The 24,937-nt window shown below is 40.0% G+C and carries 24 protein-coding genes; 3 read left to right on the forward strand and 21 right to left on the reverse strand.

Going from position 1 to position 24,937, the window contains the following annotated elements:
* Nucleotides 1-4 precede the first annotated feature (4 nt).
* Nucleotides 5-1,348: a glutamyl-tRNA reductase gene (hemA, locus tag WDJ61_RS13175; protein WP_338750458.1), complete on the reverse strand. Its 1,344-nt coding sequence runs from the start codon at nt 1,346-1,348 to the stop codon at nt 5-7.
* Between the two features lie 204 nt (nt 1,349-1,552).
* Here hemA and WDJ61_RS13180 point away from each other — a divergent pair, with 204 nt between their 5' ends.
* The gene (locus WDJ61_RS13180; protein ID WP_338750460.1) at nt 1,553-2,038 is read left to right on the forward strand and encodes a LiaI-LiaF-like domain-containing protein; all 486 of its coding nucleotides are present in this window, start codon (nt 1,553-1,555) and stop codon (nt 2,036-2,038) included.
* 11 nt (nt 2,039-2,049) lie between these two features.
* On the forward strand, nt 2,050-2,547 hold the full coding sequence (locus WDJ61_RS13185) for a DUF2062 domain-containing protein (RefSeq protein ID WP_338750462.1): 498 nt from the start codon (nt 2,050-2,052) through the stop codon (nt 2,545-2,547).
* A gap of 101 nt (nt 2,548-2,648) precedes the next feature.
* Here WDJ61_RS13185 and yihA read toward each other — a convergent pair whose 3' ends face one another.
* The 20 genes from yihA to WDJ61_RS13285 form a co-directional block, all read right to left on the reverse strand.
* Complete coding sequence (gene yihA, locus WDJ61_RS13190) at nt 2,649-3,236, reverse strand: ribosome biogenesis GTP-binding protein YihA/YsxC (RefSeq protein ID WP_338750464.1); 588 nt, start codon at nt 3,234-3,236, stop codon at nt 2,649-2,651.
* Complete coding sequence (gene lon / locus WDJ61_RS13195; RefSeq protein WP_338750466.1) at nt 3,226-5,556, reverse strand: endopeptidase La; 2,331 nt, start codon at nt 5,554-5,556, stop codon at nt 3,226-3,228. The genes yihA and lon overlap by 11 nt, the downstream gene beginning before the upstream one ends.
* 426 nt (nt 5,557-5,982) lie before the next feature.
* The gene (gene lonB / locus WDJ61_RS13200) at nt 5,983-7,629 is read right to left on the reverse strand and encodes an ATP-dependent protease LonB (protein WP_338750467.1); all 1,647 of its coding nucleotides are present in this window, start codon (nt 7,627-7,629) and stop codon (nt 5,983-5,985) included.
* A 303-nt stretch (nt 7,630-7,932) separates the two neighbouring features.
* Nucleotides 7,933-9,198, reverse strand: coding sequence for an ATP-dependent protease ATP-binding subunit ClpX (gene clpX, locus WDJ61_RS13205; protein ID WP_338750469.1), 1,266 nt, complete (start codon nt 9,196-9,198; stop codon nt 7,933-7,935).
* 238 nt (nt 9,199-9,436) lie between these two features.
* Entirely contained in the window at nt 9,437-10,723 is a 1,287-nt protein-coding gene (tig, locus tag WDJ61_RS13210; RefSeq protein WP_338750471.1) for a trigger factor, read from the reverse strand.
* Nucleotides 10,724-10,872: 149 nt separating this feature from the next.
* The gene (locus WDJ61_RS13215; protein ID WP_338750473.1) at nt 10,873-11,847 is read right to left on the reverse strand and encodes a hypothetical protein; all 975 of its coding nucleotides are present in this window, start codon (nt 11,845-11,847) and stop codon (nt 10,873-10,875) included.
* A 348-nt stretch (nt 11,848-12,195) separates the two neighbouring features.
* On the reverse strand, nt 12,196-12,969 hold the full coding sequence (locus WDJ61_RS13220) for an alpha/beta hydrolase (protein ID WP_338750475.1): 774 nt from the start codon (nt 12,967-12,969) through the stop codon (nt 12,196-12,198).
* A 3-nt stretch (nt 12,970-12,972) separates the two neighbouring features.
* Nucleotides 12,973-13,620, reverse strand: coding sequence for a TetR/AcrR family transcriptional regulator (locus WDJ61_RS13225; RefSeq protein WP_338750477.1), 648 nt, complete (start codon nt 13,618-13,620; stop codon nt 12,973-12,975).
* A gap of 540 nt (nt 13,621-14,160) precedes the next feature.
* Nucleotides 14,161-14,499, reverse strand: coding sequence for a group I intron-associated PD-(D/E)XK endonuclease (locus WDJ61_RS13230; RefSeq protein WP_338750479.1), 339 nt, complete (start codon nt 14,497-14,499; stop codon nt 14,161-14,163).
* 927 nt (nt 14,500-15,426) lie between these two features.
* Nucleotides 15,427-15,933, reverse strand: a complete 507-nt coding sequence (locus WDJ61_RS13235) for a metallophosphoesterase (protein WP_338750481.1) — start codon at nt 15,931-15,933, stop codon at nt 15,427-15,429.
* Nucleotides 15,930-16,538 carry an XTP/dITP diphosphatase gene (locus WDJ61_RS13240; RefSeq protein ID WP_338750483.1) on the reverse strand — a complete coding sequence of 203 codons (609 nt, stop codon included), beginning with the start codon at nt 16,536-16,538 and terminating at the stop codon, nt 15,930-15,932. Before WDJ61_RS13240 ends, WDJ61_RS13235 begins: the two co-directional genes overlap by 4 nt.
* An 18-nt stretch (nt 16,539-16,556) precedes the next feature.
* Nucleotides 16,557-17,297, reverse strand: a complete 741-nt coding sequence (rph, locus tag WDJ61_RS13245) for a ribonuclease PH (protein ID WP_338750485.1) — start codon at nt 17,295-17,297, stop codon at nt 16,557-16,559.
* A gap of 107 nt (nt 17,298-17,404) precedes the next feature.
* The gene (locus WDJ61_RS13250) at nt 17,405-18,454 is read right to left on the reverse strand and encodes a GerMN domain-containing protein (protein ID WP_338750486.1); all 1,050 of its coding nucleotides are present in this window, start codon (nt 18,452-18,454) and stop codon (nt 17,405-17,407) included.
* A gap of 99 nt (nt 18,455-18,553) precedes the next feature.
* Nucleotides 18,554-19,351 carry a glutamate racemase gene (racE, locus tag WDJ61_RS13255; RefSeq protein WP_338750487.1) on the reverse strand — a complete coding sequence of 266 codons (798 nt, stop codon included), beginning with the start codon at nt 19,349-19,351 and terminating at the stop codon, nt 18,554-18,556.
* A 10-nt stretch (nt 19,352-19,361) separates the two neighbouring features.
* On the reverse strand, nt 19,362-19,811 hold the full coding sequence (locus WDJ61_RS13260; protein ID WP_338750489.1) for a MarR family transcriptional regulator: 450 nt from the start codon (nt 19,809-19,811) through the stop codon (nt 19,362-19,364).
* Nucleotides 19,812-19,966: 155 nt separating this feature from the next.
* On the reverse strand, nt 19,967-20,191 hold the full coding sequence (locus tag WDJ61_RS13265; protein ID WP_094835889.1) for a helix-turn-helix domain-containing protein: 225 nt from the start codon (nt 20,189-20,191) through the stop codon (nt 19,967-19,969).
* A 119-nt stretch (nt 20,192-20,310) separates the two neighbouring features.
* Nucleotides 20,311-20,766, reverse strand: coding sequence for a thioesterase family protein (locus tag WDJ61_RS13270; protein ID WP_338750492.1), 456 nt, complete (start codon nt 20,764-20,766; stop codon nt 20,311-20,313).
* Nucleotides 20,767-20,883: 117 nt separating this feature from the next.
* Complete coding sequence (gene sdhB, locus WDJ61_RS13275) at nt 20,884-21,651, reverse strand: succinate dehydrogenase iron-sulfur subunit (protein WP_338750494.1); 768 nt, start codon at nt 21,649-21,651, stop codon at nt 20,884-20,886.
* Between the two features lie 2 nt (nt 21,652-21,653).
* Nucleotides 21,654-23,414: a succinate dehydrogenase flavoprotein subunit gene (gene sdhA, locus WDJ61_RS13280; protein WP_338750496.1), complete on the reverse strand. Its 1,761-nt coding sequence runs from the start codon at nt 23,412-23,414 to the stop codon at nt 21,654-21,656.
* A gap of 63 nt (nt 23,415-23,477) precedes the next feature.
* Nucleotides 23,478-24,086, reverse strand: coding sequence for a succinate dehydrogenase cytochrome b558 subunit (locus WDJ61_RS13285; RefSeq protein WP_338750498.1), 609 nt, complete (start codon nt 24,084-24,086; stop codon nt 23,478-23,480).
* A gap of 298 nt (nt 24,087-24,384) precedes the next feature.
* On the opposite strand from WDJ61_RS13285, the gene WDJ61_RS13290 reads away from it, so the two are divergent.
* Complete coding sequence (locus WDJ61_RS13290; protein ID WP_338750500.1) at nt 24,385-24,810, forward strand: YslB family protein; 426 nt, start codon at nt 24,385-24,387, stop codon at nt 24,808-24,810.
* Nucleotides 24,811-24,937 lie beyond the last annotated feature (127 nt).

The following is a 24,937-nucleotide window of genomic DNA, read 5'->3' on the forward strand; positions in this document are numbered from 1 at the left end:
TCGCTTACACTTGGAATAAAGGCTTTGCTTGTGCTACTTGAACGCGTTGTTCCACGACTTTTGCCTGCTTTTGTTCCTCTACTTCTTGTTCGATATTGAAGATTTGCATAAACAGCTCTAATTTTTCAGCGGCCTTCTTATCTCCCGCCAATTCTTTTGCTTGCGAGATCGGATCTTTGAGCATTTGATTAATAATACTTTTCGTATGCTTGCTCAATACTTTCCGTTCACGATCCGTTAAGTTCGGCATTTTTCGTTCAATGCTTTCCATCGTTTCCGCTTGAATAGAGAGCGCTTTCTGACGAAGAGCAGAAATTACCGGAACGACGCCAAGCATATTGATCCAATCATTAAACGCCACAATTTCACGTTCAATCATAAGCTCAATTTTTCCCGCTGCTTTTTGACGCTCCACAAGATTGGCTTGTACAATTCCTTCAAGATCATCAATATCGTATAAGAACACGCTGTCAAGTTCAGCAATTGCAGGGTCAAGATCGCGAGGAACAGCAATATCAACCATGAATAATGGTTTGCCTTTACGCAATTTTTCCACAACAGCCATTCTTTCTTTTGTAATTACATAATCTTTTGACCCTGTTGAGCTAATTAAAATATCGGCCTCTACTAACGCACATTGCAACTCCTGTAACGTTTTCGCATCTCCATCAAAGCGCTCAGCTAGCACAGCTGCCTTTTCAAACGTACGATTGATGACCGTTACTTTCGTTGCTCCGCTACCATGTAGATTTTGAATGGCCAACTCGCCCATTTTTCCCGCTCCAACAACGAGTACATGCTTTCCTTTAAGATTTCCGAAAATCTTTTTCGCTAGCTCAACAGCCGCATAGCTGACAGATACCGCATTCGTCCCAATGTCTGTTTCAGCATGCGCCTTTTTCGCCAAAGTGACAGCTTGTTTAAATAAATGATTAAATACCGTACCTGTAGAGGCTATTTCTTGACCACGCAAAAAGCTTGAGCGAACTTGGCCAAGAATTTGCGTTTCTCCAAGAACCATTGAATTTAAGCTACTCGTTACTTTAAACAAATGCTCGACAGCTGCCTCTTGCTCATAAATAAATAGAAAAGGTGTGAACTCTTCCTTTTCAATCTTAAACCACTTCGATAAGAAGTCTTTAATATAGTGTCGCCCTGTATGAAGTTGATCCACGACCGCATAGATCTCTGTCCGGTTACATGTAGACAAAATGACATTTTCTAAAATGCTTTTTTGCTTTTGAAGCTCTGACATCGCTCGTTCTAAGTCCGCCTCGTTAAATGATAACCGTTCCCTGATCTCCACTGGGGCTGTTTTGTAGTTCAGTCCCACCACAATAATTTGCACGTTTCATGACACCCCCGAAAAAATCTATTATTTCTATTATACCACGAAAAAAAAATTCCTTATTCAAAAATTGTGAACATATGCTAACATTGAAAGTGGCGAATAGAAAAAAATAGATATTAACTGATATAATCCCTGTAAATAGAGTAACAAAATGAAACATAAGATTCAAGATAGCGACAAAGAAAGTGGGGAAAAGAGTAAATGAAGCAGCAACGATTATTTCCAGGTGTGATTTTAATCGGGTTTGGATTGTACTTTTTCTTACAACAGACGGGGATTAGTGGCATTCAACCGTTCTTGAGTTGGCCGACTTTACTCATCGTGATTGGCCTAGCTTTTTTAGCCGAAGCTTACAGTGGAAATGAAGCCAGTGGCATTTTGCCAGGGGTGATTTTAACAGGTTTTGGCATTCACTTTCATGTCGTCAACCACTTTGATTTTTGGTCAAACGACACCGGTGTCTTTATCTTAATTATTTCACTTGGATTTTTAATGCAGTATCAAAAAACGAGAAAAGGATTATTTCAAGGCTTGCTTTTTCTTGTTTTGGCCATCATCGCGCTCTTTTATGATAAGGTAATTGAATGGTTAGGTATTCTTGAAAACCGCGCCCTTTCTCTTTGGCAATTTTGGCCGATCGTACTAATTGTTATCGGCGGCTACTTATTATTTATTAAAAAGAAATAGGGGACTTAAAAATGATCCAGGTTATGCAACGGAGAATAAAATATTTACTATTAAAGTTTTTTAGATTAAAAGGAAGCGCCCACAGTATTTCGATAGGCTTTACTTTAGGGGCTTCCATTAACTTTGTTCCATCCTTCGGCATCGGAGTATTGATCTCTGTTGCCATCGCCAAACTATTTAAGGGAAATCCCATTGCTGGCTTTTTAGGCGGCATTTCATTAATGTGGGTTTTTCCTGTGCTGTTTTACTTAAACTACTTAACAGGCCGTTTTGTTTTTCCAGATGATTTAGGCGACGGGATTGAACAAGTAGCAAACCACTCGGCATCGCTTGATCAATCCGTTCTTACTAGCCTTTCGCTCGGCCGAACATTTATTATCGGTATGCTCATTAACATCGCTCTTTTCATTTGTTTATTGTACCCGCCGATCTACATTATTTCTAAACGATATCAAAAAAAGATTCTACAATATATATACGTAAAATGGGTGAAAAGGCCAGCTATTTAACAGTAGTCGCTTCAATAGAAACTAGCTTTTTAGTATGATAAACCTCTATAAGTACTGATTCAAAAAAGCAGCGAATCCGCTAAAGGGATTCGCTGCTTTTTTTAATTCTTCATGCGTCTTTGCAATACTTTCCAAACTTCATCTTTACCTTGACCTGTTTCAGATGAAAAAACCACAATATCATCTTCTGGCTCAAATTCGAGCTTTTCTTTGACGACTTTTAAATGTTTTTGCCATTTTCCTTTTGGAATTTTATCCGCTTTTGTGGCGATGACCACAGCCGGAATATCATAATGCTTCAGAAAATTGTACATCATCACATCATCTTCTGTCGGAGGATGTCTTAAGTCAATAATTAACACGCAAGCTCTTAGCTGTTCCCGCGTCGTTAAATACGTTTCAATCATTTTCCCCCATGCTTCACGCTCTTTTTTAGAGACTTTGGCAAAGCCATAGCCAGGGACATCGACAAAGTAAAGAGCCTCTTCAATTTTATAAAAATTAAGCGTTTGTGTTTTCCCTGGCTTAGAGGAAATACGAGCCATACTTTTACGGTTGATCATTTTATTAATAAAAGATGACTTCCCGACATTTGAACGTCCAGCCAATGCAAACTCTGGCAAAGTACTGTCTGGATATTGTTCCGGTTTTACTGCACTAATAACCATTTCTACTTGATTAACTTTCATTTTTTTCACCTACTAATGACACTTTCAGAACATCTTCCATTGTGGAAGCGAGAACGAATGTTAATTCATTACGCACGCTTTCTGGAATGTCTTCAATATCTTTTTCATTGTCTTGAGGGAGAATAATCGTTTTTAGCCCCGCACGATGAGCACCTAACGACTTCTCTTTGACGCCTCCAATCGGCAACACGCGTCCCCGTAGCGTGATCTCACCTGTCATCCCTACTTCCTTGCGAACCGGACGACCAGTTAATGCTGATACAAGGGCAGTGGCCATCGTGATCCCTGCAGATGGTCCATCTTTCGGGACAGCACCCTCTGGCACATGGATATGAATATCATATTTCTCATAAAAATTCGTCTCAATGTTTAGCTCATTCGTTTTAGAACGGACATAACTAAAGGCTGCTTGCGCTGATTCTTTCATCACGTCCCCAAGCTTACCGGTTAAAATCAATTTTCCTTTTCCTGGAGAAAGAGAGACTTCGATTTGCAGCGTGTCTCCACCGACTGTCGTATAAGCTAGTCCATTGGCTACACCGACTTGGTCCACCGTTTCTGCTTGGCCATAACGGAATATTTTCTTTCCTAAGAAATCTTCTATGTTTTTACTCGTGACGACGATCCGCTTGCGCTCCTTAGATACAATCTTCTTCGCCGCTTTCCGACAGACCGCCGCTAGCTGACGCTTAAGACTGCGTACCCCCGCTTCCCTTGTATAATAGCGGATCGTATCTTGTACAGCTTCTTGCTTTACCTGCAGTTGGCTTTTTGATAAACCATGGTCTTCGATTTGCTTTGGCAGTAAATGCTCCATTGCGATATGCGTTTTTTCTACTTCCGTATATCCAGCAATCGTAATAATCTCCATTCGGTCACGGAGCGGGCCCGGAATCGTCGTTAAATCATTCGCTGTCGCAATAAACATGACATTAGAAAGATCATACGTTTCTTCAATATAATGATCGCTAAAGTTATGGTTTTGTTCCGGGTCGAGCACTTCTAACAAAGCAGCGGATGGATCTCCTCTAAAGTCGCTCGACATTTTGTCAATTTCGTCAAGTAAAAATACAGGGTTGATCGTTCCTGCTTTTTTCATTCCTTGAATAATGCGTCCGGGCATCGCTCCCACATAAGTGCGGCGATGACCGCGAATTTCCGATTCATCACGCACTCCTCCAAGCGAAATACGTACAAAATTTCTTCCGAGCGACTCCGCAATCGAACGGGCTAAAGATGTTTTCCCTACTCCTGGAGGACCCGCAAGGCAAAGGATCGGACCTTTTAAAGATTTCGTTAGCTGTTGCACCGCTAAATACTCCAACACCCGTTCCTTTACTTTTTCTAAGCCATAATGGTCACGGTTTAAGATCATTTCTGCATGAGATACATCTAGGTCATCATCTGTTGCTTTCGACCATGGTAAAGCAAGGAGCCAATCTAAATAGTTGCGAATCACGACGCTTTCTGCTGCACTTGAAGGGATCTTTTCGTAGCGGTTTAATTCCTTTAACGCTGTTTTTTCCACATTTTCCGGCATGCCCGCTTCTTCAATGCGCTTCAGCAGTTCTTCGACTTCGCCTGTTTTGCCTTCCTTCTCTCCCAGCTCCTGTTGGATCGCTTTCATTTGCTCACGCAAAAAATACTCCTTTTGCGTCCGTTCCATTGATGTTTTCACACGTTGCCCAATCTTTTTCTCTAAATTAAGCACTTGCTTCTCATTATTTAATAATTGAATAATACGATTCAAACGCTCTTGCACATCAAACGTTTCAAGAATTTCCTGCTTTTCCTTCAGTTTGATTGGCAAATGAGAAGCGACAATATCTGCTAATCGTCCTGGTTCCTCAATATCTGCTACGGTGGAATATGTTTCAGCTGATACCTTTTTAGAAAGCTTTATGTATTGTTCAAAATATTGCAGAAGCGTTCGCATCAGTGCCTGAAGTTCTGTGCTCATTAGCTGTTCGTCCGGATGCGTTTGAACGGTCGCCAAAAAGTACTCTTCCTTATCTTCCACTGTTTCAATTGTCGCCCGTTCTAACCCTTCTACCAAGACACGAATCGTACCGTTTGGCAACTTAAGCATTTGCTTCACTTTCGTCAATGTCCCTGTCTCAAACAAATCTTCCTGAAGAGGGTCATCTATATTCGTATCTTTTTGTGTAGCTAAAAAGATTAAATGATTGTCCATCATCGCTTGTTCCAATGCTTGAACGGAACGATCGCGGCCTACGTCAAGATGCAGCACCATGGTTGGATAAACTAATAAGCCTCTTAACGGCAGGAGGGGAACAGTATGTACTGGTTGATTACTCATAAACATTACCTCCATCAATTACAACATTAGACAAAATCATCGCCTACTGGTCTTTATGTTGCTTTCTTCCTAAAAAATGCATGCTTTTATTAATTCTATCTTATTTAAAAGGGAGTGTCTATTCTTTGAAGAGGATCGTTCGCATTCACAGCCGCTTTGATTGTGTATCGATCCATCATGATAAATGGCCGCCCTCTAAAAACCACTAAATTCTCCGCTGTTGGTCGAAATCTTGATGGAGATGTTTAGCATGTTTTATCCCACATTAACGGGCAATAAGACCCCCACCTCAACATGGCAGGAGAAGTAAAAAGCCATTTGGGTGGGGGATCAACTGCCCGAATCTAGCCGCGGGCCTGTACGATGCAGATTACAAAGGCGTTACGACTTTAGCCTTTGTTCTTCTTTAATCAGATAGCCTCTTGTTTACAGTGCCTCAGAATGCGGATTTCCTTGTATTTCAGCTTGCTTATCAAAAAAGTGGATAAAGGTATCTTTTAAATGGATGACAGGGATAACCTCAACCCCTTCCATATTTTTTAAATCAAGGACATCGTTTTCGTGAGGAATTAATACTTTTTTCGCTCCCGCTTCCTTTGCAGCCAACACCTTTTGTCTAACACCACCAACTGGCTTGATTTTTCCTGATAAACTAATTTCTCCAGTGATCGCTACTGTATGGTCAATAGGATGACGGTAAATGGCAGAATAAATAGCGACAGCCATTGCCGCTCCAGCCGATGGTCCATCAATTGGCATGCCACCTGGGAAATTAATTTTAATATCAAACTGATCGACTGGAACCCCAAGGGCTTTTAATACAGTCCATGCATTTTCGGCAGAGCCTTTAGCCATGCTTTTACGACGCATCGATTTGGCTGGCTGATTAAAGGTTTCTTCTTCTACGATACCAGAAACAGTTACTGAACCATGACTTGTCGTTGGAATGACCATCGCTTCAATTTCAAGCAAGGCTCCGCTTGTCGGTCCCGTTACGGCCAACCCATTCACTACACCGATCGTTGCTTTCTCAGGTATGGAAGGCATCCATTTTGGTGAGAGTCGACTGGAATAGACGACCCATTCTACTTCTTCATCTCGAATGTCATTTCTACCATCCATGATCGCTAGCCCTGCGGCCATTTGAATCAAATTGACCGCTTCCCGACCGTTGCGCGTATATTTTGCGGTTAACGACAATCCTTTTTCAGTAATCGTCATTTGAGCCTTTTCGGCCGCTTTTTTGGCAATTTCAATGATGTCCTTGTTGCTTAGTTCACTGAAGAAGATTTCTTGACAACGTGATCGAATCGCCGCTGGAATTTCTTCGGGTCTTTTCGTCGTCGCGCCGATTAAGCGGAAATCAGCTGGCATTCCCTTTTGAAAAATATCATGGATATGTTTTGGGATGGTATCATTTTCTTCGCTATAATATATACTTTCAAGCCAGACTTTACGATCCTCAAGCACCTTTAATAGCTTGTTCATTTGAATGGAATGCAATTCACCAATTTCATCTAAAAAGAGGACGCCCCCATGCGCATTGCTCACCGCTCCTTTTTTCGGTTGAGGAATACCCGCTTGTCCTAGAGCACCTGCCCCTTGATAAATAGGGTCATGCACGGAACCAATTAAAGGATCGGCTATCCCTCTTTCATCAAAACGGGCAGTTGTCGCATCTAGCTCCACAAAGACCGACTCATCGTTAAACGGCGATTTCGGACTTTTTTTCGCTTCTTCTAACACTAATCGTGCAGCCGCTGTTTTCCCAACACCTGGTGGCCCATACACAATAACATGCTGTGGATGAGAGCCACAAATAGCTGCTCTCAATGCTTTTATACCGTCTTCTTGCCCAATCACATCAGCAAAGCTTGCTGGTCTAATTTTTTCAGCTAAAGGCTTCGTTAAGGAAATCGACCTCATTTTCGCTAAAGCTTCCATCTCTTTTTTTGATTCCCGATCAACGGTCACTTTACTTGCGTGCTGCTTTTTAAGCAAAGTTAAAAAATAAAAACTAATAATCACTCCAAACATAAACTGTCCTACAATGGCAACTGTCGTCCAATCCATTTGACACCCTCCTACACTGAAAAATTATTCGAATCTAATTTTTCAGTATCTCCAGTTCGGGTGCAGATCATCCATTTTTCCTATAAAAGAACATGAAAAAGGACAGGTCATAAAAACTGAACTGTCCTTTTCATTATGTCGAAAGCCTACATGTCGCTAAACGACCGTTTCCGCTTTTCGAATGTCTAGCTCCGCCTCCTTGGGGCTCGAATCAGATGTCAGCCCGACTTCATGGCAAAGAGCGCCATTTTGCCGGTCCGTCATCTGCTTATCGCCCCAGGGCAGTCGGCTCCGCTTTTCTATTTACGCTGGTGTTTTTGTGTTTTGGTCGATGTCTTGGCCGTCTTCACCTAGTAATTTCGGTGAAGCTCCATCAGTAACGGTTTCTTTTGTGATCACACATGTTTTCACGTCTTCACGTGATGGTAAGTCATACATGACATCTAGCATAATGCTTTCGATAATGGAACGAAGTCCGCGAGCACCTGTTTTTCGCTCGATCGCTTTTTTAGAAATTTCACGAAGGGCTTCTTCTTCAAATACTAAGTCTACATCATCAATTTCAAGCATTTTTTGATATTGTTTCACTAATGCGTTTTTCGGCTTTGTTAAAATTTCAACTAAAGCTTCCTCATCTAGTTGCTCCAAGCTTGCAATAACTGGAAGACGACCGATAAATTCCGGAATTAATCCGAATTTTAGTAAATCTTCTGGTACAAGTCTTGCGAGAAGCGATTGATCACTTACTTCTTCTTCTTTCTTTTCGGCACCAAAGCCAATCACTTTTTGCCCTAAACGGCGTTTAATAATCGATTCGACACCATCAAAAGCTCCACCACAAATAAAGAGAATGTTCGTTGTATCAATTTGAATGAATTCTTGATGCGGATGTTTTCTGCCGCCTTGTGGAGGAACACTTGCTACTGTACCTTCTAAAATTTTCAATAAGGCTTGTTGCACACCTTCACCTGAAACATCGCGCGTAATCGAAGGATTCTCAGATTTGCGTGCCACTTTATCGATTTCATCAATGTAAATAATGCCTTTTTCCGCTTTCTCTACATCATAATCAGCTGCTTGAATAAGTTTAAGAAGAATGTTTTCTACATCTTCCCCTACATATCCAGCTTCCGTTAAAGAAGTGGCATCAGCAATAGCAAATGGTACGTTTAAAATACGTGCCAATGTTTGAGCAAGAAGAGTTTTCCCACTTCCTGTTGGCCCGATTAAACAAATATTACTTTTCGAAAGTTCTACATCGTCTACTTTGCTATTTGAGTTAATTCGCTTGTAATGATTATACACCGCAACGGCAAGCGATTTTTTCGCCCGTTCTTGTCCAATCACATACTCATCGAGAATGTCACGAATTTCCGTTGGCTTTGGAACGTCTTTAAATTCTACTTCTTCTTCTGTCCCTAGCTCCTCTTCTACGATTTCGGAGCAAAGTTCAAGACATTCGTCGCATATATACACACCGGGACCAGCCACAAGCTTACGAACTTGATCCTGTGTTTTTCCACAGAAAGAACACTTATATTGCCCTTTTTCATCGTTAAACTTGAACAAAATGTGTCACCCCTTATAAATAATAATATTAAGTAAACAAATTTACTTCACCGTTCACTTATGTTCTTAAAAAGTTATGTATTGCATTGTACCACATTTATAGACCGACCTAAAAATAAAAAGGCTTTCTGTATATATAATGTGCTACTGGTGGAACTATTACTAAAATATAAAGTTTTTATGTAATGGGTAGAAAACAAGGCACGAGAGATTCGCGCCTTGTCTACCCTTACTTCTATTATGCACTAGTTTTGCTGTTTTCTACAAGGAATTCGACTGCTTTGCGAATTTTCAAATCGCCTTTCATGCTTTCCGTGCTGCCTAATGCTTTTTTGATGTCTTCTACTGATAAGTTAAATTGCTCAGACATTTTTGTTAACTCTTGTTCTAGATCTTCTTCTGTTGCTTCAAGATTTTCTGCAACAGCGATAGCTTCAAGAGTTAAGCTTGTGCGAACGCGAGTCTCCGCATTTTCTTTCATTTGGTTGCGAAGGTCTGTTTCGCTTTGACCTGAGAATTGGTAATAAAGGTCAAGGTTCATACCTTGCATAGAAAGGTTTTGAGTGAATTCTTGAAGCATGCGATCGATTTCGCTTTCAACCATCACTTCAGGAATATCTACTTCTACACTTTCTACTGCTTTTTCAACAAGTGTGTCGCGAAGAGTTTGCTCTGCTTCATTTTTCTTTTGCTCTTCTAAGCGTTGTTGAATTTTTTCTTTTAATTCAGCAAGAGTTTCTGCTGCTTCATCTGTTTCTTTTGCAAATTCATCATTAAGTTCAGGAAGCTCTTGAGACTTAATTTCATGAAGTGTCACTTTGAATACTGCAGGTTGACCTGCAAGCTCTTCAGCATGATATTCTTCAGGGAATGTTACTTCCACGTCTTTTTCTTCGCCAGCTGCCATACCCATCAATTGATCTTCAAAGCCTGGGATGAACGTGCCAGAACCGATCACTAATGAATAGTTTTCAGCTTTTCCGCCTTCAAATGCTTCACCGTTAACAAAACCTTCAAAGTCTAAAACAACTGTATCGTCAGCTTCAACTTTACCGTCTTCTTTCACAACAAGCTCTGCATGACGTTTTTGTAAAGAAGTCAATTCATTTTGAACGTCTTCTTCTGTCACTTCTGTGCTCATTTTTTCCACTTCAAGACCTTTATATTCACCAAGCTTTACTTCAGGCTTTACTGTAACAGTCGCTTTGAAGATTAGCTCTTTACCTTTTTCCATTTGCTCGATATCGATTTCTGGACGATCTACTGGATCAATACCTGCTTCTTCGATCGCTTTTCCGTATGCTTCTGGAAGAATGAAATCAAGCGCATCTTGATATAGAGACTCTACACCGAAGCGTTTTTCAAACATTGCACGAGGCATTTTACCTTTACGGAATCCAGGTACGTTAATATTTTTTACTACTTTTTTAAATGCAGCATCAAGACCATTGCTGACCGCTTCTGCATCTACTTCTACTGTAAGAACGCCTTGGTTCCCTTCTAACTTTTCCCATTTTGCAGACATAAAAAGTTCCCTCCAAAAATCTATAAATTGATAATAAAATTGAACATTTTATTTTGTTCGAACGCCCTATGTATGTCAATCATTAAACAAAAAGGACACTTTACGACCTTTACATTATAACACACGATTATTCTCTTTCAAGAAAAAGGCTACATAATAGGTGAAGAAATTTCATCTAATTCCTTAATCAAAGCAAGACTGCGACTGATTTCTTTTCCAGTCTCTTCCTCATCCATCGGTTCACCATCGTAATAGGACTGAACGAGACGCAAAGAGGCTTCCGCCCAACTTTCAGGAGAAATATCTTCAGGCTCAAACGGATACAATAAGAAAAAATGTCGTTTCACACACTCCCTTGCTTGCTCTAACAGCACTGGATTCATCTGACTAAGTTGCGCCTCTAGTAGACGAATCACTTCTTGAAAATACTCACTTTCAAATGCATCCTTTAACACTGCTGGCACCACTTGTTCGTGAAAATAAAATTTTCTCACCTCCGTTGACTGCTCAACTCCATGCTCCTTCAACACATTTAAAATGAGTGTTTGCACAAACGGATGTGTTTTTGGATCTTTTAACAACCCTTCTAAATCCTTTTTATAAGGGCGAATATTTTGATTCACTAACTCCATCAATTTGATGGTCCGCTCTCTTAAACTCTCACTACCAGTAAAAAGCGCTTTCTCTTCAACAGGCGGAGCCTCTTTCATTTTTTTGCTCAACGCTAATAACCGTTCGAAATTCTCTCGTTTCTCTTCCGGAAGCTGTTTCTCTTCCATTAAAGCAGATAACGTTGTATAGATTTCCTGATATTGTTTTTGCTGCATCAAGATTAGAATATACACATCCAACACATCAAAGTATTCTCCAAGCCCTTGATGTAGCATATCCTTACATAGCAAGAGTGCTTGTTCATATTGGTCACTTTCGTACAAGGCAAGCAACAGCGCCATCTTCACATCATCTTCTTCATCTAGAGGGTATTGAAGTGCTTCTTTTAGATAGAGCACCGCTTGATCGTAATCTTTCTCCTCGAGCGCCTCTCTTCCTTTACGAATTAATTCCTCAGATGTCCCTGGGAAAACAAACACATTCCCTTTTCTTGTCCACTTCTTCTTTTTCATTTTGTGATCACCCGATCATTTATAGGTTCAAACAGACCACCTAAGTAGCCGTTTCTTTTCTATTTCGCTTCTGTAAGTGTAGCACGATATTTTTCAAAAAAAAAGCGAACGAAATTTATATTCAAAATAGCTATTATAATCATCATAGTATCTTTTGAGGTTATAGTGATCTGATCGTTACTTTTATGAGGGTGAAGAAAAGGAGCAAGCTGTTTCTCTTTTGGCTATAGCAAAAAAGCCCTCTAACACATTGAATGAATCAATGTGTTAGAGGGCTTTGAAGGTCGTGAAGTCTACTTTAATAGTCATGGGAGAAATCCCGATAATCAATACGCTTGATTTTTGCAATTACTCTTGAGCAACCTCGTCTACGCTATTTGTACAAAAAAAAGATTCAATTATTTCAAGATGTTTTTGATAATGAATCAAACTAATTCCACCATGATTCATTCCTTCTGCTATGTATAGTGTACTTTTAGGAATGGTCTTTTTTAAGACTTGTGCAGACTTTTTCATTATTTTTAGCTCTTTTGATCCCACTATAATTAATACCTTAGCATTTGTTTCTTTTAAATGTTCCTTGGGATAAAAATTGCCATTACTATATGTACTATTAATTAATGATTGTTTTGAAATACTTTGACTATCTTTATAATAATTTTCAAACATGTTTTCTGGAATATTTAATGTTTTCGCCTGAATTTTTGCAAACCATTTTTGACTAATCAATCTATATAAAATTTTTTGCATAAACAAAGATAAGGTAGTAATATTTTTCATTGGGATGACCAAACCACTTTCAATAATCGCGAACTCCACTATATTTTTTCTTTTTGAAATAATTTCAATTGCGATTTGAGCACCAAGTGAGAGTCCATAAATTGCATACACTTTACCATTATGATTCTCATTAATATACTTAATCAATTTATCTGCTGAGTCTTCTATACTAATAAAGGTTGTATTGCCATCTTCACCGTGACCATCAATAATCGGTGTGACAACATGGAACTTTTGAGACAAGTAGTTAATCTGTTGCTGTAACGACCAATAGGATAAACCTCCACCATGTAACAGAATAATAGTATCTAGCTCTTGGTTACCTGTTTCCCTAAATATCATCTTTTATACCTCTTCATAATCTTTTTTATAGAACATTCTTCTTAGATTATCTAAAGAAGAATAATCTCTTTCAAGGTAAAAATTCCAGTCAACAGATGAGATATTATTATCTCCTACTTCAATCATCAGTTCTTTTTCATATCCATACATTAACCATTTAAAGTACCTAAATAACTCACTAATTTCAATATCCTCTCTAAACATCGAAATGTCGATATTTTGATATAAGCTGTTATTAATCTTATCTTCAAGTCTTTTTAGTTGTTCTATTATTTCTAAAGGAAGATTCATTTCATTGTTGTATACATAATAATAAGATGAGATAAAAGAAAAAACAAACGGGTTTTCAGTAAATATTTTATTCTTAATAGATCTCTGTAATTTATATCTTTCAAAAAAATCAGGAATAGTAGTATCTATCTTAGCAACATAATTTTCTGTTAAATACTCAATAGCGTATTTAAATAAGAAATTTAAGAGATCTTGTTTGTTCTTAAAGTAATAGAACAGTGATCCTTTTGATATTCCTGCCTTTATTACTATTCGATTCGTAGAGGCATCAGTGTAACCATAGTTCGAAAATTCTTGAAACGATGAATTAATTATTCTTTGTTGTTTATCTATATCCATATTAAAAAAAGCATTATTCATAAAACCCCTCCTCTTTGACCATATCGGTCATATCCAATATAATACAAATGACCAATATGGTCAACTAAACAAGCGTGTAATGAAGCTCCTGTGAAAAATGAATGACAGCGTGAATTCAAACAAGAAGATATGGTCAGTGATTTAACCTACGTACGTGCCAAGAAAAATGGCATTATGCTGATGCCACAAAGGGTTTAACCTCTTGTTTTGGCGTGCGGGAACTGTTCAGCTAATACCCCCTTTACATCTATAGCAATATCAAGCAAACCCTTCTTTTTAGTAAAAACAAAAACCTCCTGTATCATTTAGTGTTAAAGTCAATAACGCATGTAACTTCTTACATGACCGTTATACTGACCGTTTCACTAAACGATATAAGAGGCTAATGTTAAGCGTACAAATTCGCTTTTCAGTTACATCCCAGGAGAGTCGAACTCCCGACTGACGACTTAGCTTACCGTTATGATTTTCGCCACCAGCAAATGTTGTTTGTAGTCTGGACTATATTCTTCACCATTTCAGATACAACACATGCAGTCTCTACGGAACTTCACGATAATCTTTTGCTAATTTGATATTGGCCGTTTGATTATTCTTTGGCGTTTCTACCCTCAAGGAAATAGATTTTTCAAACATCTTAGGATCAAAGCAATAACATTCATCCGTTTGCGGACAATATACACAGTAAAGATCAACTTCTTCTTTATTTATAGGGGTATTAACCGTTCCGTTAGAGTTGCAGTAAGATGAGCGAAATCTGATTTCAATAATCCCTTTTGAATTTAACTCCCTATACTTGACTTGAACTCGCTTGAATGAACCATCTTTATAGATAACTAAATCAAATGGGGCATGCTCCGTTTGTGGAAGCAAGATCATATAACCTTTCTCAAATAAAGTGAAACTTCAATCAGTGGGGTTTTCTTCAAACTCCACTGATTGTTAGTTGAACGGATCGGGCGTTTACGGGCAGTTGATCCCCACCTGAATAGTTTTGCTCCTCCTACCATTTTGAGGTGGGGGTCTTACTGCCCGTTAATGCGGGATAAATCCACCTGATCCTTTAAAACCCCTAAATCTCCTTTACTCTTAGTATGGTGATACATATATAACACCACTTTCTAGAAACCATAAGTTTCCTTGATTTTTATCCAAAACAAAAAACCTCCTGTATCATTCAGTTCTAAAGTCAATAACAGGTGTAATTTCTTACATGACTGTTATACTAACCGTTTCACTAAACGATACAAGAGGTTGATGTTAATCGTACAAATTCGCTTTTCTGTTACGTCCCAGGAGAGATTCGAACTCCCGACCGACGGCTTAGCTTACCACTATGGCTTTCGCCACCAACAAGTGCTGTTTGTAGTCTGGACTATATCTTCACCATTTCAGGTGCGACACGTGTAGTCTCTACGGAACCTCACGATAATCTTTTGTATGATTATTCTTTGGAGTTTCTACCCTCAGGTTACATCTACCTGATCCTTTAAAACCCCTAAATCTCTTTTATTCGAGATCGTAAGTTTCCTCGGTATTGCCATCAGCATGATCTGTTAAGGTTTCACCGATATAGTGTCGTCCACTCTATAAGTTTTTGTTTCCTTATAGAGGCTCCTATTATTGAAGGCCGTTGCTCTATCCGGCTGAGCTACTGGGACATGTTTTTTATTTAATTTTTCTTGAAGACATTTATTATAATACCAAGGGAGATATTATATGTCAATACTATTTCAAAGAAAAAATTACTTTTCTTTTTTTAAATAACATTTCCGCCAGCAGATGTTGCCTGCTGGCAGAATCAATTCAGTTAAATACTTGCCGTAACGAGACAAGCTCTTGGTGCGTTTCATCATAAAAACAGACGGTTGTCGTCTCGTGATCCGCTTCAAGAATAGCATATGTTTTTTCTTTGCGTCCACGCGGCAACGTGATGCTACCTGGATTGACGAATACCGTGCCATCGATGCTCTCCGCTCCAACAAGATGAGAGTGCCCGAAGAAAACCAAGTCGGCTTCATATTCCTTCGCTTTATACATCAGATTCATTAAAGACATCTTAATGTTATAGCGATGTCCATGCGTGACGAAAATGCGCCTTCCTTCCACTCCTTCGATAATATCATATGGAAACTGATTTTCGGTATCACAATTTCCACGCACGATAAAATAGCCTTCCACTGCTGGGTCATCCGCTGACAATTCGGAATCTCCACAATGGATCATCGCATCTACTTTCCTCTCATATCGCTCTTTCAACTGTTGTAACACTTCACTCCAGCCGTGACTATCACTGACGATTAATACTTTCACTTTGCCTCACCCGCCAGCAAAACAGGTAGCTGCTCTCGTAACTTCTTCAAAGCCTGCCCGCGGTGACTAATGCTATTTTTTGTTTCAGGCGTCAGCTGAGCCATCGTCGCTTCAAATTGCTCCACATAAAAAATCGGATCGTAACCAAAGCCATTTGTCCCTTGTTTTTCTTCTGTAATTCTTCCTTCACATGTGCCTGCTACTGTTGTCGTTTCTTTTCCTGGCATCGCAATCGCTAAAGCACAATAAAAACGAGCCGTCCGTTTTTCGCTAGGAACGTCACGAAGCTCCTCAAGCACTTTTTGAATGTTCGCTTCATCACTTTTCTCTTCCCCAGCGTATCTAGCTGAATAGACACCAGGACGACCATCTAGTGCATCGATCATTAAACCAGAATCGTCTGCAATGACAAGACGTCCCGTTAGCTTACAGATCTCCTCTGCCTTCAATATCGCGTTCTCCTCAAACGTTTCCCCTGTTTCTTCTACATCAGCATACTCCGGATAATCAAGCAACGTCTTCACATTCATTCCGAAAGAGGCAAACATCTCAGCGAATTCCTTCGCTTTTCCTTTGTTTTTTGTTGCGATAATTACTGTATCCATAGCGCTCCCCTTTTCGATTTACTTACTAATTTTGTCGGCAATCTCACCAAGAGCAGTTGCTTGAATGTCAAATAACTCCTTCAAACCTATTTGAGCAGACTCAAGCAAGCTTTGCAAATCCTTCATAGAAAATGTGGCTTCTTCTCCTGTTCCTTGAAGTTCAACAAACTCACCGGCTCCAGTCATCACTACATTCATATCGACTTCTGCTTGGCTATCCTCAATATAATTTAAGTCTAACACGACTCCGTGATCTTTGACGACCCCCACACTTGTTGCCGCTAAAAAGCTTGTCACAGGGAAAGCAGGTAATTCTTTTTCTCTTTGTACACGATCTAGAGCGATCGCCATCGCTACAAAAGCACCTGTGATAGAAGCAGTACGCGTGCCACCATCCGCTTGAATGACATCACAATCGATCCAAACGGTCCGTTCGCCAATCGCTTCAAGGTCAACAACTGCTCGTAGCGCTCGCCCGATTAAACGTTGAATTTCCATCGTTCGCCCAGACACTTTTCCTTTAGACGATTCACGAATATTACGCTGCTCCGTCGCTCTTGGTAGCATTGAATATTCAGCTGAAATCCATCCCTTCCCACTTCCTCGCATAAATGGCGGGACTCTCTCTTCTATACTCGCCGTACAAATCACTCGTGTATCACCAACCGTAATAAGCACAGAGCCTTCCGGGTGCTTTAAAAAATTGGTTTCTATATGTACTTTTCGCAATTCATTATTAGTTCTACCATCAACTCTCATAGGGTCCTCCTTTAATTGAACAGGCATCCTTGCTTGTCCGGTTCCGCACAAGCAAGGATGCTGTATCTTCATTCGTTACTACTATATAATATCGTAAATTTTGTTGTTCACAAGCCAATCGGATTAATAAATTCTGGTCTTGTCACCGAACTGCTGAGTGGCTCCCCTTTTTCTGTGATAATTTCAGAACTTCCAGCGACTTGAATCGCTAAGCTTTCAATAGTGCTATCTTCTGTTAAAGACAAGGCTAATAATTTTAACACATGTTCGGATACCACTTTATTTTCCATACTGCCCAGAATCGCCTCATTAAAGTTCAACGTCACTCTCCCATCTTTCACAATCGGACGTTCAAGCAGCTCTGCCTGTGGTATAAATTCAGTGACCAGTCCTGAACCAGCCTTTGGTCCTTTCGTCAACTCTTTCACCACGGCTGAAATTTGATCTTCCTTACTATTATTAGCGATCCGCCTAGTCACAGGTACATAATAATAATTATCTCCCTGTTGTGCCATAAAATACACCGTCACCGGTCTTGTATTGGCCACATCTACCACATTTGAAGTATCTAAATTAATCCCAGATTTTCGAGTCATCCCTTTCGCATTTAAAGGCATGTTCGCAACAGGCATTTCCTTAAGCTCATGGCCGTTAATCCGCATCTTCACTCGATTAATAGAATCGAATTGAGTCAATGTCCATGTCACCGCTTGTACAATCCGAGCTTCATCTTCCTTTGCATACTCTTTAAATTCAGGTGAGAAATCAACCGTAGCTGTTCCATTTTGAACGTCCACACTCTGCACTTGAGTGCCCGCCGGTAAAACAGGGCGAAAATCATTCGGAAGCATATTGGTGATTGGCCCTTCCGCTACGAGATACTCTAGTGCTTGCTTGGCCAAATTTTTTGTATTGGAAAGGGGCATCGTCTGTGAAACTACGTAGCCATTTTTGTCAATTAAATAAAGTTCTGTCATCACCATATTTTTATTTTGCTTCGTCAGTTGCTGTTCCTCACTTTTTAAATTATCGGTATACGTCACTGATTGCGGCGGATCCAGCTTTTCCTTTCTTTCCCCAGATAGCAAGCCACACCCAGCAGCATAAACCGCGGCAATCAGGATGGTGATTGCGGCTGTCGTTTTCTTATTGAGCATAATGACCCCTCCTAAAGCTGTTTGTACTAAATATACGAGCCATTCATCAAGTTAGAACCTTCAAAGAAAATCTTCTATTCTAGCAAAAAAACGATCCACTTAGCTACCTAAGCGGATCGTCTCAACTTGTATTTGTTTATTTTGCAGCCAATCAGAAGCGATTTCATAAAACAGCTCTTTAGAACCGGTGATGAAAAAGCGATGAGGGGAAGCCTTCTCCTTTGATTGGATTTGTTGATAATCAAGAATGGCACTCACTTCCCGAGCGGTCTCTTCCCCTGAACTAATAATTTGAACCTCATCGCCAAGAGTGTTAGAAATGATCGATTCTAGTAACGGATAGTGTGTACAGCCTAATATTACCGTATCAATTGGCATGCTTTTTAACGGTTTTAATGTTTCAGCAACCACTTTTTTGGCCATGGCACTTTTATGCTCACCACTTTCAACAAGTGGGACAAATTTAGGACAGGCAAGGGAGATGACTTCAACATGATCGTTAATGGCCTTCAGTGCGTGTTCATAAGCACCACTTTTGACCGTTCCAATCGTCCCAAGCACAGCAATCTGATCATTTCTCGTATGCTTAATGGCTGCTCTTGCACCAGGACGTATGACGCCAACAACCGGAATGTCGAGCTCCTCTTGTATTTCTTCTAATACAACCGCTGTCGCTGTATTACACGCAATGACAAGCATTTTAATATCTTTTTCAAGCAAAAAGCGAGTCATTTCCCATGTGAAAGCTTTCACTTCCTCCACCGGTCGAGGGCCATACGGACAACGGGCTGTATCTCCAGTATAATAAATTGTTTCATTCGGGAGCTGACGCATCATTTCTTTCGCTACGGTCAATCCACCGACTCCCGAATCCATGACACCAATTGGTCTATTCAACACGTTCGCCTCATTCTTCTTTCATTTCTTGATGCATTTTCTCTAAATTTCGCTTAAGCGATGCCACTTCTTCTTTCGTGAAATCCATTAATAGTTGTTTCACATATAGCTGACGTTTAGCAATCACTTCATTAATAATTCGCGACCCTTCACCCAACAAATGAATGCGGACAATTCGTCGATCATGCTCATCCTTTACACGTTCAACTAGCTTTGTTTTCTCCATCCGATCGATTAAATCGGTCGTCGTGCTACAAGCTAAATACATTTTCGTTGATAGATCTCCTATCGTCATATCCCCTTCTTCAAACAACCATTGTAACGCAACAAACTGCGGGGGCGTAATATGATAATCGCTCAAAATTTCGCGACCTTTTTGTTTTATGATCACATTTATATATCGCAATTCCTTTTCAATCTCCGCGACAAATTCAGACGAACAGTCTAACTCTTCTGTCATTCTTTCGCCCCCCTTCATCTCTTTTTTTTGACCTATACGGATTTATCTTTTACATTCCTTTATTCTCTCTTTTTTTTAAAAAAAATGCAAGAGTTGCTCGACTCCCTCTATAGACGCAAAAAAGATGGCGCGAAGATTCAACGCCATCTTTTTTCTTAAAGCTTCAGTTCACCCATTCGCAATAATTCAATAATTGCCTGTGAACGGCCTTTAACCCCTAGCTTTTGAATGGAATTAGAAATATGGTTTCTAACAGTTTTTTCACTGATAAATAATTCTTCCGCGATTTCCTTCGTTGTTTTATCTTGAACTAGCAACGTAAACACTTCTTTTTCTCTTTTCGTTAAAAGTGGTTTTCGAACAAAGCGGTGCTCCCTCACTTGACATTTACCCTCCTCGCCTCCGCCAGCTTCTAAACACAGATAGTACGGCCGTTACGGTATCATATGTCAAAAGGTGAAGATTTGACATTTAGGAGTTAAAATATTTTAGTAGGAGCTTACTTAGAGATTTGCGCAAGCTTTTCTTTCATCTCTTCTGTTAATGAAAATGGTTTGTGAGTTTCTCGGGAGATTTGAACAATTCTGCCTCTCCCAACAAAACAGATGTCTCCCTTTTGATTGACCCCTTTATAATGAAGATCGACGGAAGATTGACCGATCGTCGCTGCTTTCACAAAAACCTTCAACTTTTCTCCAAAGAATACTTGCTGAATGAAATCACATTGTAAGTCTGCAACGACGATAATCGTGCCACAATCTTCTTTCAACCAGTTCTCCATTAATCCTATTTCATTGAAGAATTCGATGCGCGCCTCTTCAAAATAAACAAATGGCACCGTGTTATTTAAATGACCGAACATATCTGTTTCAGAAAAGCGAACGCTGACAGGATGAAAAAAGTGAAAGCCACTTTCCCACTGATTCCAATCATCAATATATGCAATCTTTTTCATTCTTACTTCCTCCTTTGTCCTAATAAAAAAAGCTGCCTCCCACGAAACAAAATCTAAAATCTAGATCATGTGAATTCGTAAGAGGCAAGCCTTTTATAAGATCGTTCTTTTTACATATTAATCTACTTGATAATCGCTTCCGAAGAAACTACGGAATGCTTGAACAGTTGTGTCACGGTTCAAAGCAGCGATAGATGTTGTCAAAGGAATTCCCTTCGGACAAGACTGCACACAGTTTTGAGAGTTTCCGCAGTTGGCAAGACCACCATCTCCCATAATCGCATGCAAACGTTCGTCTTTATTCATTGCACCTGTTGGGTGAGCATTAAATAAACGAACTTGCGATAATGGTTGAGGCCCAATGAAGCTTGATTTGCTGTTTACATTTGGACAAGCTTCTAAGCAAACACCACAAGTCATACATTTAGACAATTCATATGCCCATTGACGTTTTCTTTCAGGCATACGTGGACCAGGTCCAAGGTCGTATGTTCCATCAATCGGAATCCATGCTTTTACCTTTTTCAAAGAGTCAAACATGCGACTACGGTCGACTTGTAAGTCACGTACAACCGGGAACGTACTCATTGGAGCAAGGCGGATTGGCTGCTCAAGTTGATCCACTAATGCTGTACATGATTGTCTTGGTTTGCCGTTAATCACCATTGAACATGCGCCACATACTTCTTCAAGACAGTTCATATCCCAAGCAATTGGCGTTGATTGTTGGCCTTTTGCATTGACTGGATTTCTGCGAATTTCCATCAACGCCGAAATAACGTTCATATTCGGGCGATATGGAATCTCGAACTCTTCTTCGTACGGAGCAGAATCCATCGTGTCTTGACGAGTAATAATAAAGCGGACTGACTTATTTTCACTCATCTTTATTTCTCCTCCTTCTTCTTAGAGTAGTCGCGCTTACGAGGAGGGATCAATGAAATATCCACATCTTCGTAATGGAAAGCAGGTGCTTCATTGTCACCTTTAAATGTTGCCATCGTTGTTTTCAAGAAATCTTCATCGTTACGATCCGGGAAGTCAGGTTTGTAATGCGCTCCACGGCTTTCATTACGATTTAACGCACCGATTGTTACTACGCGAGCAAGGTGAAGCATGTTTTTCAACTGACGAGTGAAAGTTGCCCCTTGATTGCTCCATTTTGCTGTGTCGTTAATGTTAATGTTTTTCCAACGTTCCATTAACTCGACAATTTTATCATCTGTTTGTTTCAGCTTATCGTTGTAACGAACAACGGTTACATTCGCCGTCATCCACTCACCAAGCTCTTTGTGAAGAATATAAGCATTTTCTTTACCATCAAGAGACATGACTTCGTTCCACTTCGCTTCTTCTTGTTTCTTATAGCGATCGAAAACAGAAGAAGAAATCGCTTCTGAAGTTTTCTCAAGACCATTAATATATTTCACAGCATTCGGTCCAGCTACCATACCACCGTAAATAGCGGAAAGAAGGGAGTTTGCACCTAAACGGTTTGCACCATGCTGTGAATAATCACATTCACCGGCAGCAAATAAACCAGGAATATTTGTTTGTTGCTCATAATCCACCCATAGTCCACCCATAGAATAATGGACAGCTGGGAAGATTTTCATTGGTACTTTACGTGGATCGTCACCCATGAATTTCTCATAGATTTCAATAATTCCACCAAGTTTAATATCTAATTCATGCGGATCTTTATGGGATAGATCCAAATAAACCATGTTTTCACCATTGATACCTAGTTTTTGGTTCACGCAAACATCAAAGATTTCACGCGTCGCAATATCACGTGGTACAAGGTTTCCGTATGCCGGATATTTTTCTTCAAGGAAGTACCAAGGCTTACCGTCTTTATACGTCCATACACGGCCACCTTCCCCACGAGCTGATTCACTCATTAAACGAAGCTTATCGTCTCCTGGAATCGCAGTTGGGTGAATTTGGATAAATTCACCATTTGCATAGTGTACTCCTTGTTGGTAAACAATAGAAGCAGCAGAACCCGTATTGATAACAGAGTTCGTTGATTTTCCGAAAATGATACCAGGACCACCTGTAGCCATAATGACTGCATCACCAGGGAAAGTCTGAATGCTCATATCCGTTAAGTTTTGTCCGACGATTCCGCGGCAAATTCCCTCATCGTCAACAACTGCACCAAGGAATTCCCAGCCTTCATATTTCGTTACAAGACCAGCTACTTCATGACGACGAACTTGTTCATCCAACGCATATAAAAGCTGTTGTCCAGTCGTTGCACCCGCAAATGCTGTACGGTGATGTTGCGTACCTCCGAAACGACGGAAATCAAGAAGTCCTTCTGGCGTACGGTTAAACATAACTCCCATACGATCCAATAAGTGAATAATTCCTGGAGCTGCTTCTGTCATTGCTTTTACCGGTGGTTGGTTAGCAAGAAAGTCTCCTCCATAAATCGTATCATCAAAGTGAACGTAAGGTGAATCTCCTTCACCTTTTGTGTTAACGGCACCATTAATACCGCCTTGTGCACAAACAGAGTGAGAACGCTTTACTGGAACTAATGAGAATAGATCGACTTGCGTTCCTTCTTCTGCTGCTTTAATTGTAGCCATTAAACCGGCTAATCCGCCGCCGACTACGATAATTTTTCCTTTACCCATTGAGACTCACTCCCTTTTCTCCAAATTCCAAACTAAAGATCCTTGAACGGATTATGTTTTCAATCAAACGAAAGCAAAGATCGCACGAATACCTACAACAGAAAGCGCAACAAATACAACCATTGAGATGTAAGTCATAATTTGCTGAGAACGTGGAGAAATTGTAATTCCCCAGCTTACACAGAATGACCATAAACCATTAGCGAAATGGAATACAGTAGATACAACCCCAACTATGTAGAAACCAAGCATAAATGGATTAGATAAAATGCTCTCCATCATTTGGAAGTTCACTTCAGCACCTAATGCTGCTTGAATTCTTGTCTCCCATATATGCCATGAAAGAAATACAAGTGTAATTACACCTGAAAGGCGTTGCAGGAAGAACATTTGATTCCGGAAGAATGAATATTTACCCGCATTATTTTTTGCTGTAAAAGCAATGTACAAACCATAAATCGCGTGGAATAATAGCGGCAGGAAAATGATAAATGTTTCCAGAACATAGCGAAACGGCAACGATTCCATAAAGTGAGCAGCATTGTTAAACGCTTCCTCGCCCTTCGTTGCAAAATGATTGACTACTAAATGTTGCATCAAAAACAGTCCCACAGGAATGACACCAAGTAATGAGTGCAGCCTGCGATAAAAAAACTCTCGATTGTCAGACATGATTTACCCCCCTTAATCTTGAAGCATCCGACAAATTATTTTCAGCTTATTCGGAATAGCTTCATATTATAACAATTATGTGACAACACCATTTTACTCCCATCATCACAGAGCGTCAAGAATGCGTATACATCTTTTTATATTCTGAAAAAACTACAAGTTATGAAACTTGGCTCATTTCCCCTATTTCTCCCCTGTTGTAGCATTATGTCGAAATAACAATTTGAAAGATGAATGTTTCATCTTTTTTCTCACGATCAAGTTGTATATAATTAATAGCAGAAAGTGGGGATTAAAATTGACAAATCAAACAGATAAACAAGAAACAGAAATTCTTTCCGTCCCTGTCTTCGGTTACGAAATCATCAGAGACGTTCTACTTACAGATGTCTTAGGTAAAGACACAGCAGACATCCTTTACTGGGCTGGAAAATCCATCGCTCGCAAGTTTCCTTGTGCTACCTTTGAAGATCTCGCCTCTTTTTTCATCGAAGCAGGCTGGGGTCAGCTTACACTCCTAAAAGAATCCAAAAAAGAGAGAGTATTCGTCTTGAGCGGTCCCTTCATTGATCGAAGGTTTTCTGTTCAAACCGAACCATTCTTCACAATGGAAAGTGGATTTTTAGCCGAGCAAATGAGCTTGCAAGAACAAGCAACCGCTGAATCCATATGTGAGATACAAAAGCGTGCTCGCAAAGCACAAATAACTGTGAAATGGGAGTAAATCCATTGAACATCACTTAGTCAGAAAAAGAGTGTTAAAAAGGACTGTTCCGTCTACATATATCAACGTTTCGTCGTTTTTTCACTGCCTGATGCTCAGCGGGGACTGCTCCCCGCTGACATTCTAC

This window comes from Bacillus sp. FJAT-52991, assembly GCF_037201805.1.
Classification (GTDB): domain Bacteria; phylum Bacillota; class Bacilli; order Bacillales; family Domibacillaceae; genus Bacillus_CE; species Bacillus_CE kandeliae.

What these genes read in the sequence shown, in the direction of transcription:
- WDJ61_RS13180 (WP_338750460.1), top strand. Translation starts at nt 1,553, where the DNA reads ATGAAGCAGCAACGATTATTTCCAGGTGTGATTTTAATCGGGTTTGGA.
- WDJ61_RS13185 (WP_338750462.1), top strand. Translation starts at nt 2,050, where the DNA reads ATGATCCAGGTTATGCAACGGAGAATAAAATATTTACTATTAAAGTTT.
- yihA (WP_338750464.1), bottom strand. Translation starts at nt 3,236, where the DNA reads ATGAAAGTTAATCAAGTAGAAATGGTTATTAGTGCAGTAAAACCGGAA.
- lon (WP_338750466.1), bottom strand. Translation starts at nt 5,556, where the DNA reads ATGAGTAATCAACCAGTACATACTGTTCCCCTCCTGCCGTTAAGAGGC.
- lonB (WP_338750467.1), bottom strand. Translation starts at nt 7,629, where the DNA reads ATGGATTGGACGACAGTTGCCATTGTAGGACAGTTTATGTTTGGAGTG.
- tig (WP_338750471.1), bottom strand. Translation starts at nt 10,723, where the DNA reads ATGTCTGCAAAATGGGAAAAGTTAGAAGGGAACCAAGGCGTTCTTACA.
- WDJ61_RS13215 (WP_338750473.1), bottom strand. Translation starts at nt 11,847, where the DNA reads ATGAAAAAGAAGAAGTGGACAAGAAAAGGGAATGTGTTTGTTTTCCCA.
- WDJ61_RS13220 (WP_338750475.1), bottom strand. Translation starts at nt 12,969, where the DNA reads ATGATATTTAGGGAAACAGGTAACCAAGAGCTAGATACTATTATTCTG.
- WDJ61_RS13225 (WP_338750477.1), bottom strand. Translation starts at nt 13,620, where the DNA reads ATGAATAATGCTTTTTTTAATATGGATATAGATAAACAACAAAGAATA.
- WDJ61_RS13230 (WP_338750479.1), bottom strand. Translation starts at nt 14,499, where the DNA reads ATGATCTTGCTTCCACAAACGGAGCATGCCCCATTTGATTTAGTTATC.
- WDJ61_RS13240 (WP_338750483.1), bottom strand. Translation starts at nt 16,538, where the DNA reads ATGGATACAGTAATTATCGCAACAAAAAACAAAGGAAAAGCGAAGGAA.
- rph (WP_338750485.1), bottom strand. Translation starts at nt 17,297, where the DNA reads ATGAGAGTTGATGGTAGAACTAATAATGAATTGCGAAAAGTACATATA.
- WDJ61_RS13250 (WP_338750486.1), bottom strand. Translation starts at nt 18,454, where the DNA reads ATGCTCAATAAGAAAACGACAGCCGCAATCACCATCCTGATTGCCGCG.
- WDJ61_RS13260 (WP_338750489.1), bottom strand. Translation starts at nt 19,811, where the DNA reads ATGACAGAAGAGTTAGACTGTTCGTCTGAATTTGTCGCGGAGATTGAA.
- WDJ61_RS13270 (WP_338750492.1), bottom strand. Translation starts at nt 20,766, where the DNA reads ATGAAAAAGATTGCATATATTGATGATTGGAATCAGTGGGAAAGTGGC.
- sdhB (WP_338750494.1), bottom strand. Translation starts at nt 21,651, where the DNA reads ATGAGTGAAAATAAGTCAGTCCGCTTTATTATTACTCGTCAAGACACG.
- sdhA (WP_338750496.1), bottom strand. Translation starts at nt 23,414, where the DNA reads ATGGGTAAAGGAAAAATTATCGTAGTCGGCGGCGGATTAGCCGGTTTA.
- WDJ61_RS13285 (WP_338750498.1), bottom strand. Translation starts at nt 24,086, where the DNA reads ATGTCTGACAATCGAGAGTTTTTTTATCGCAGGCTGCACTCATTACTT.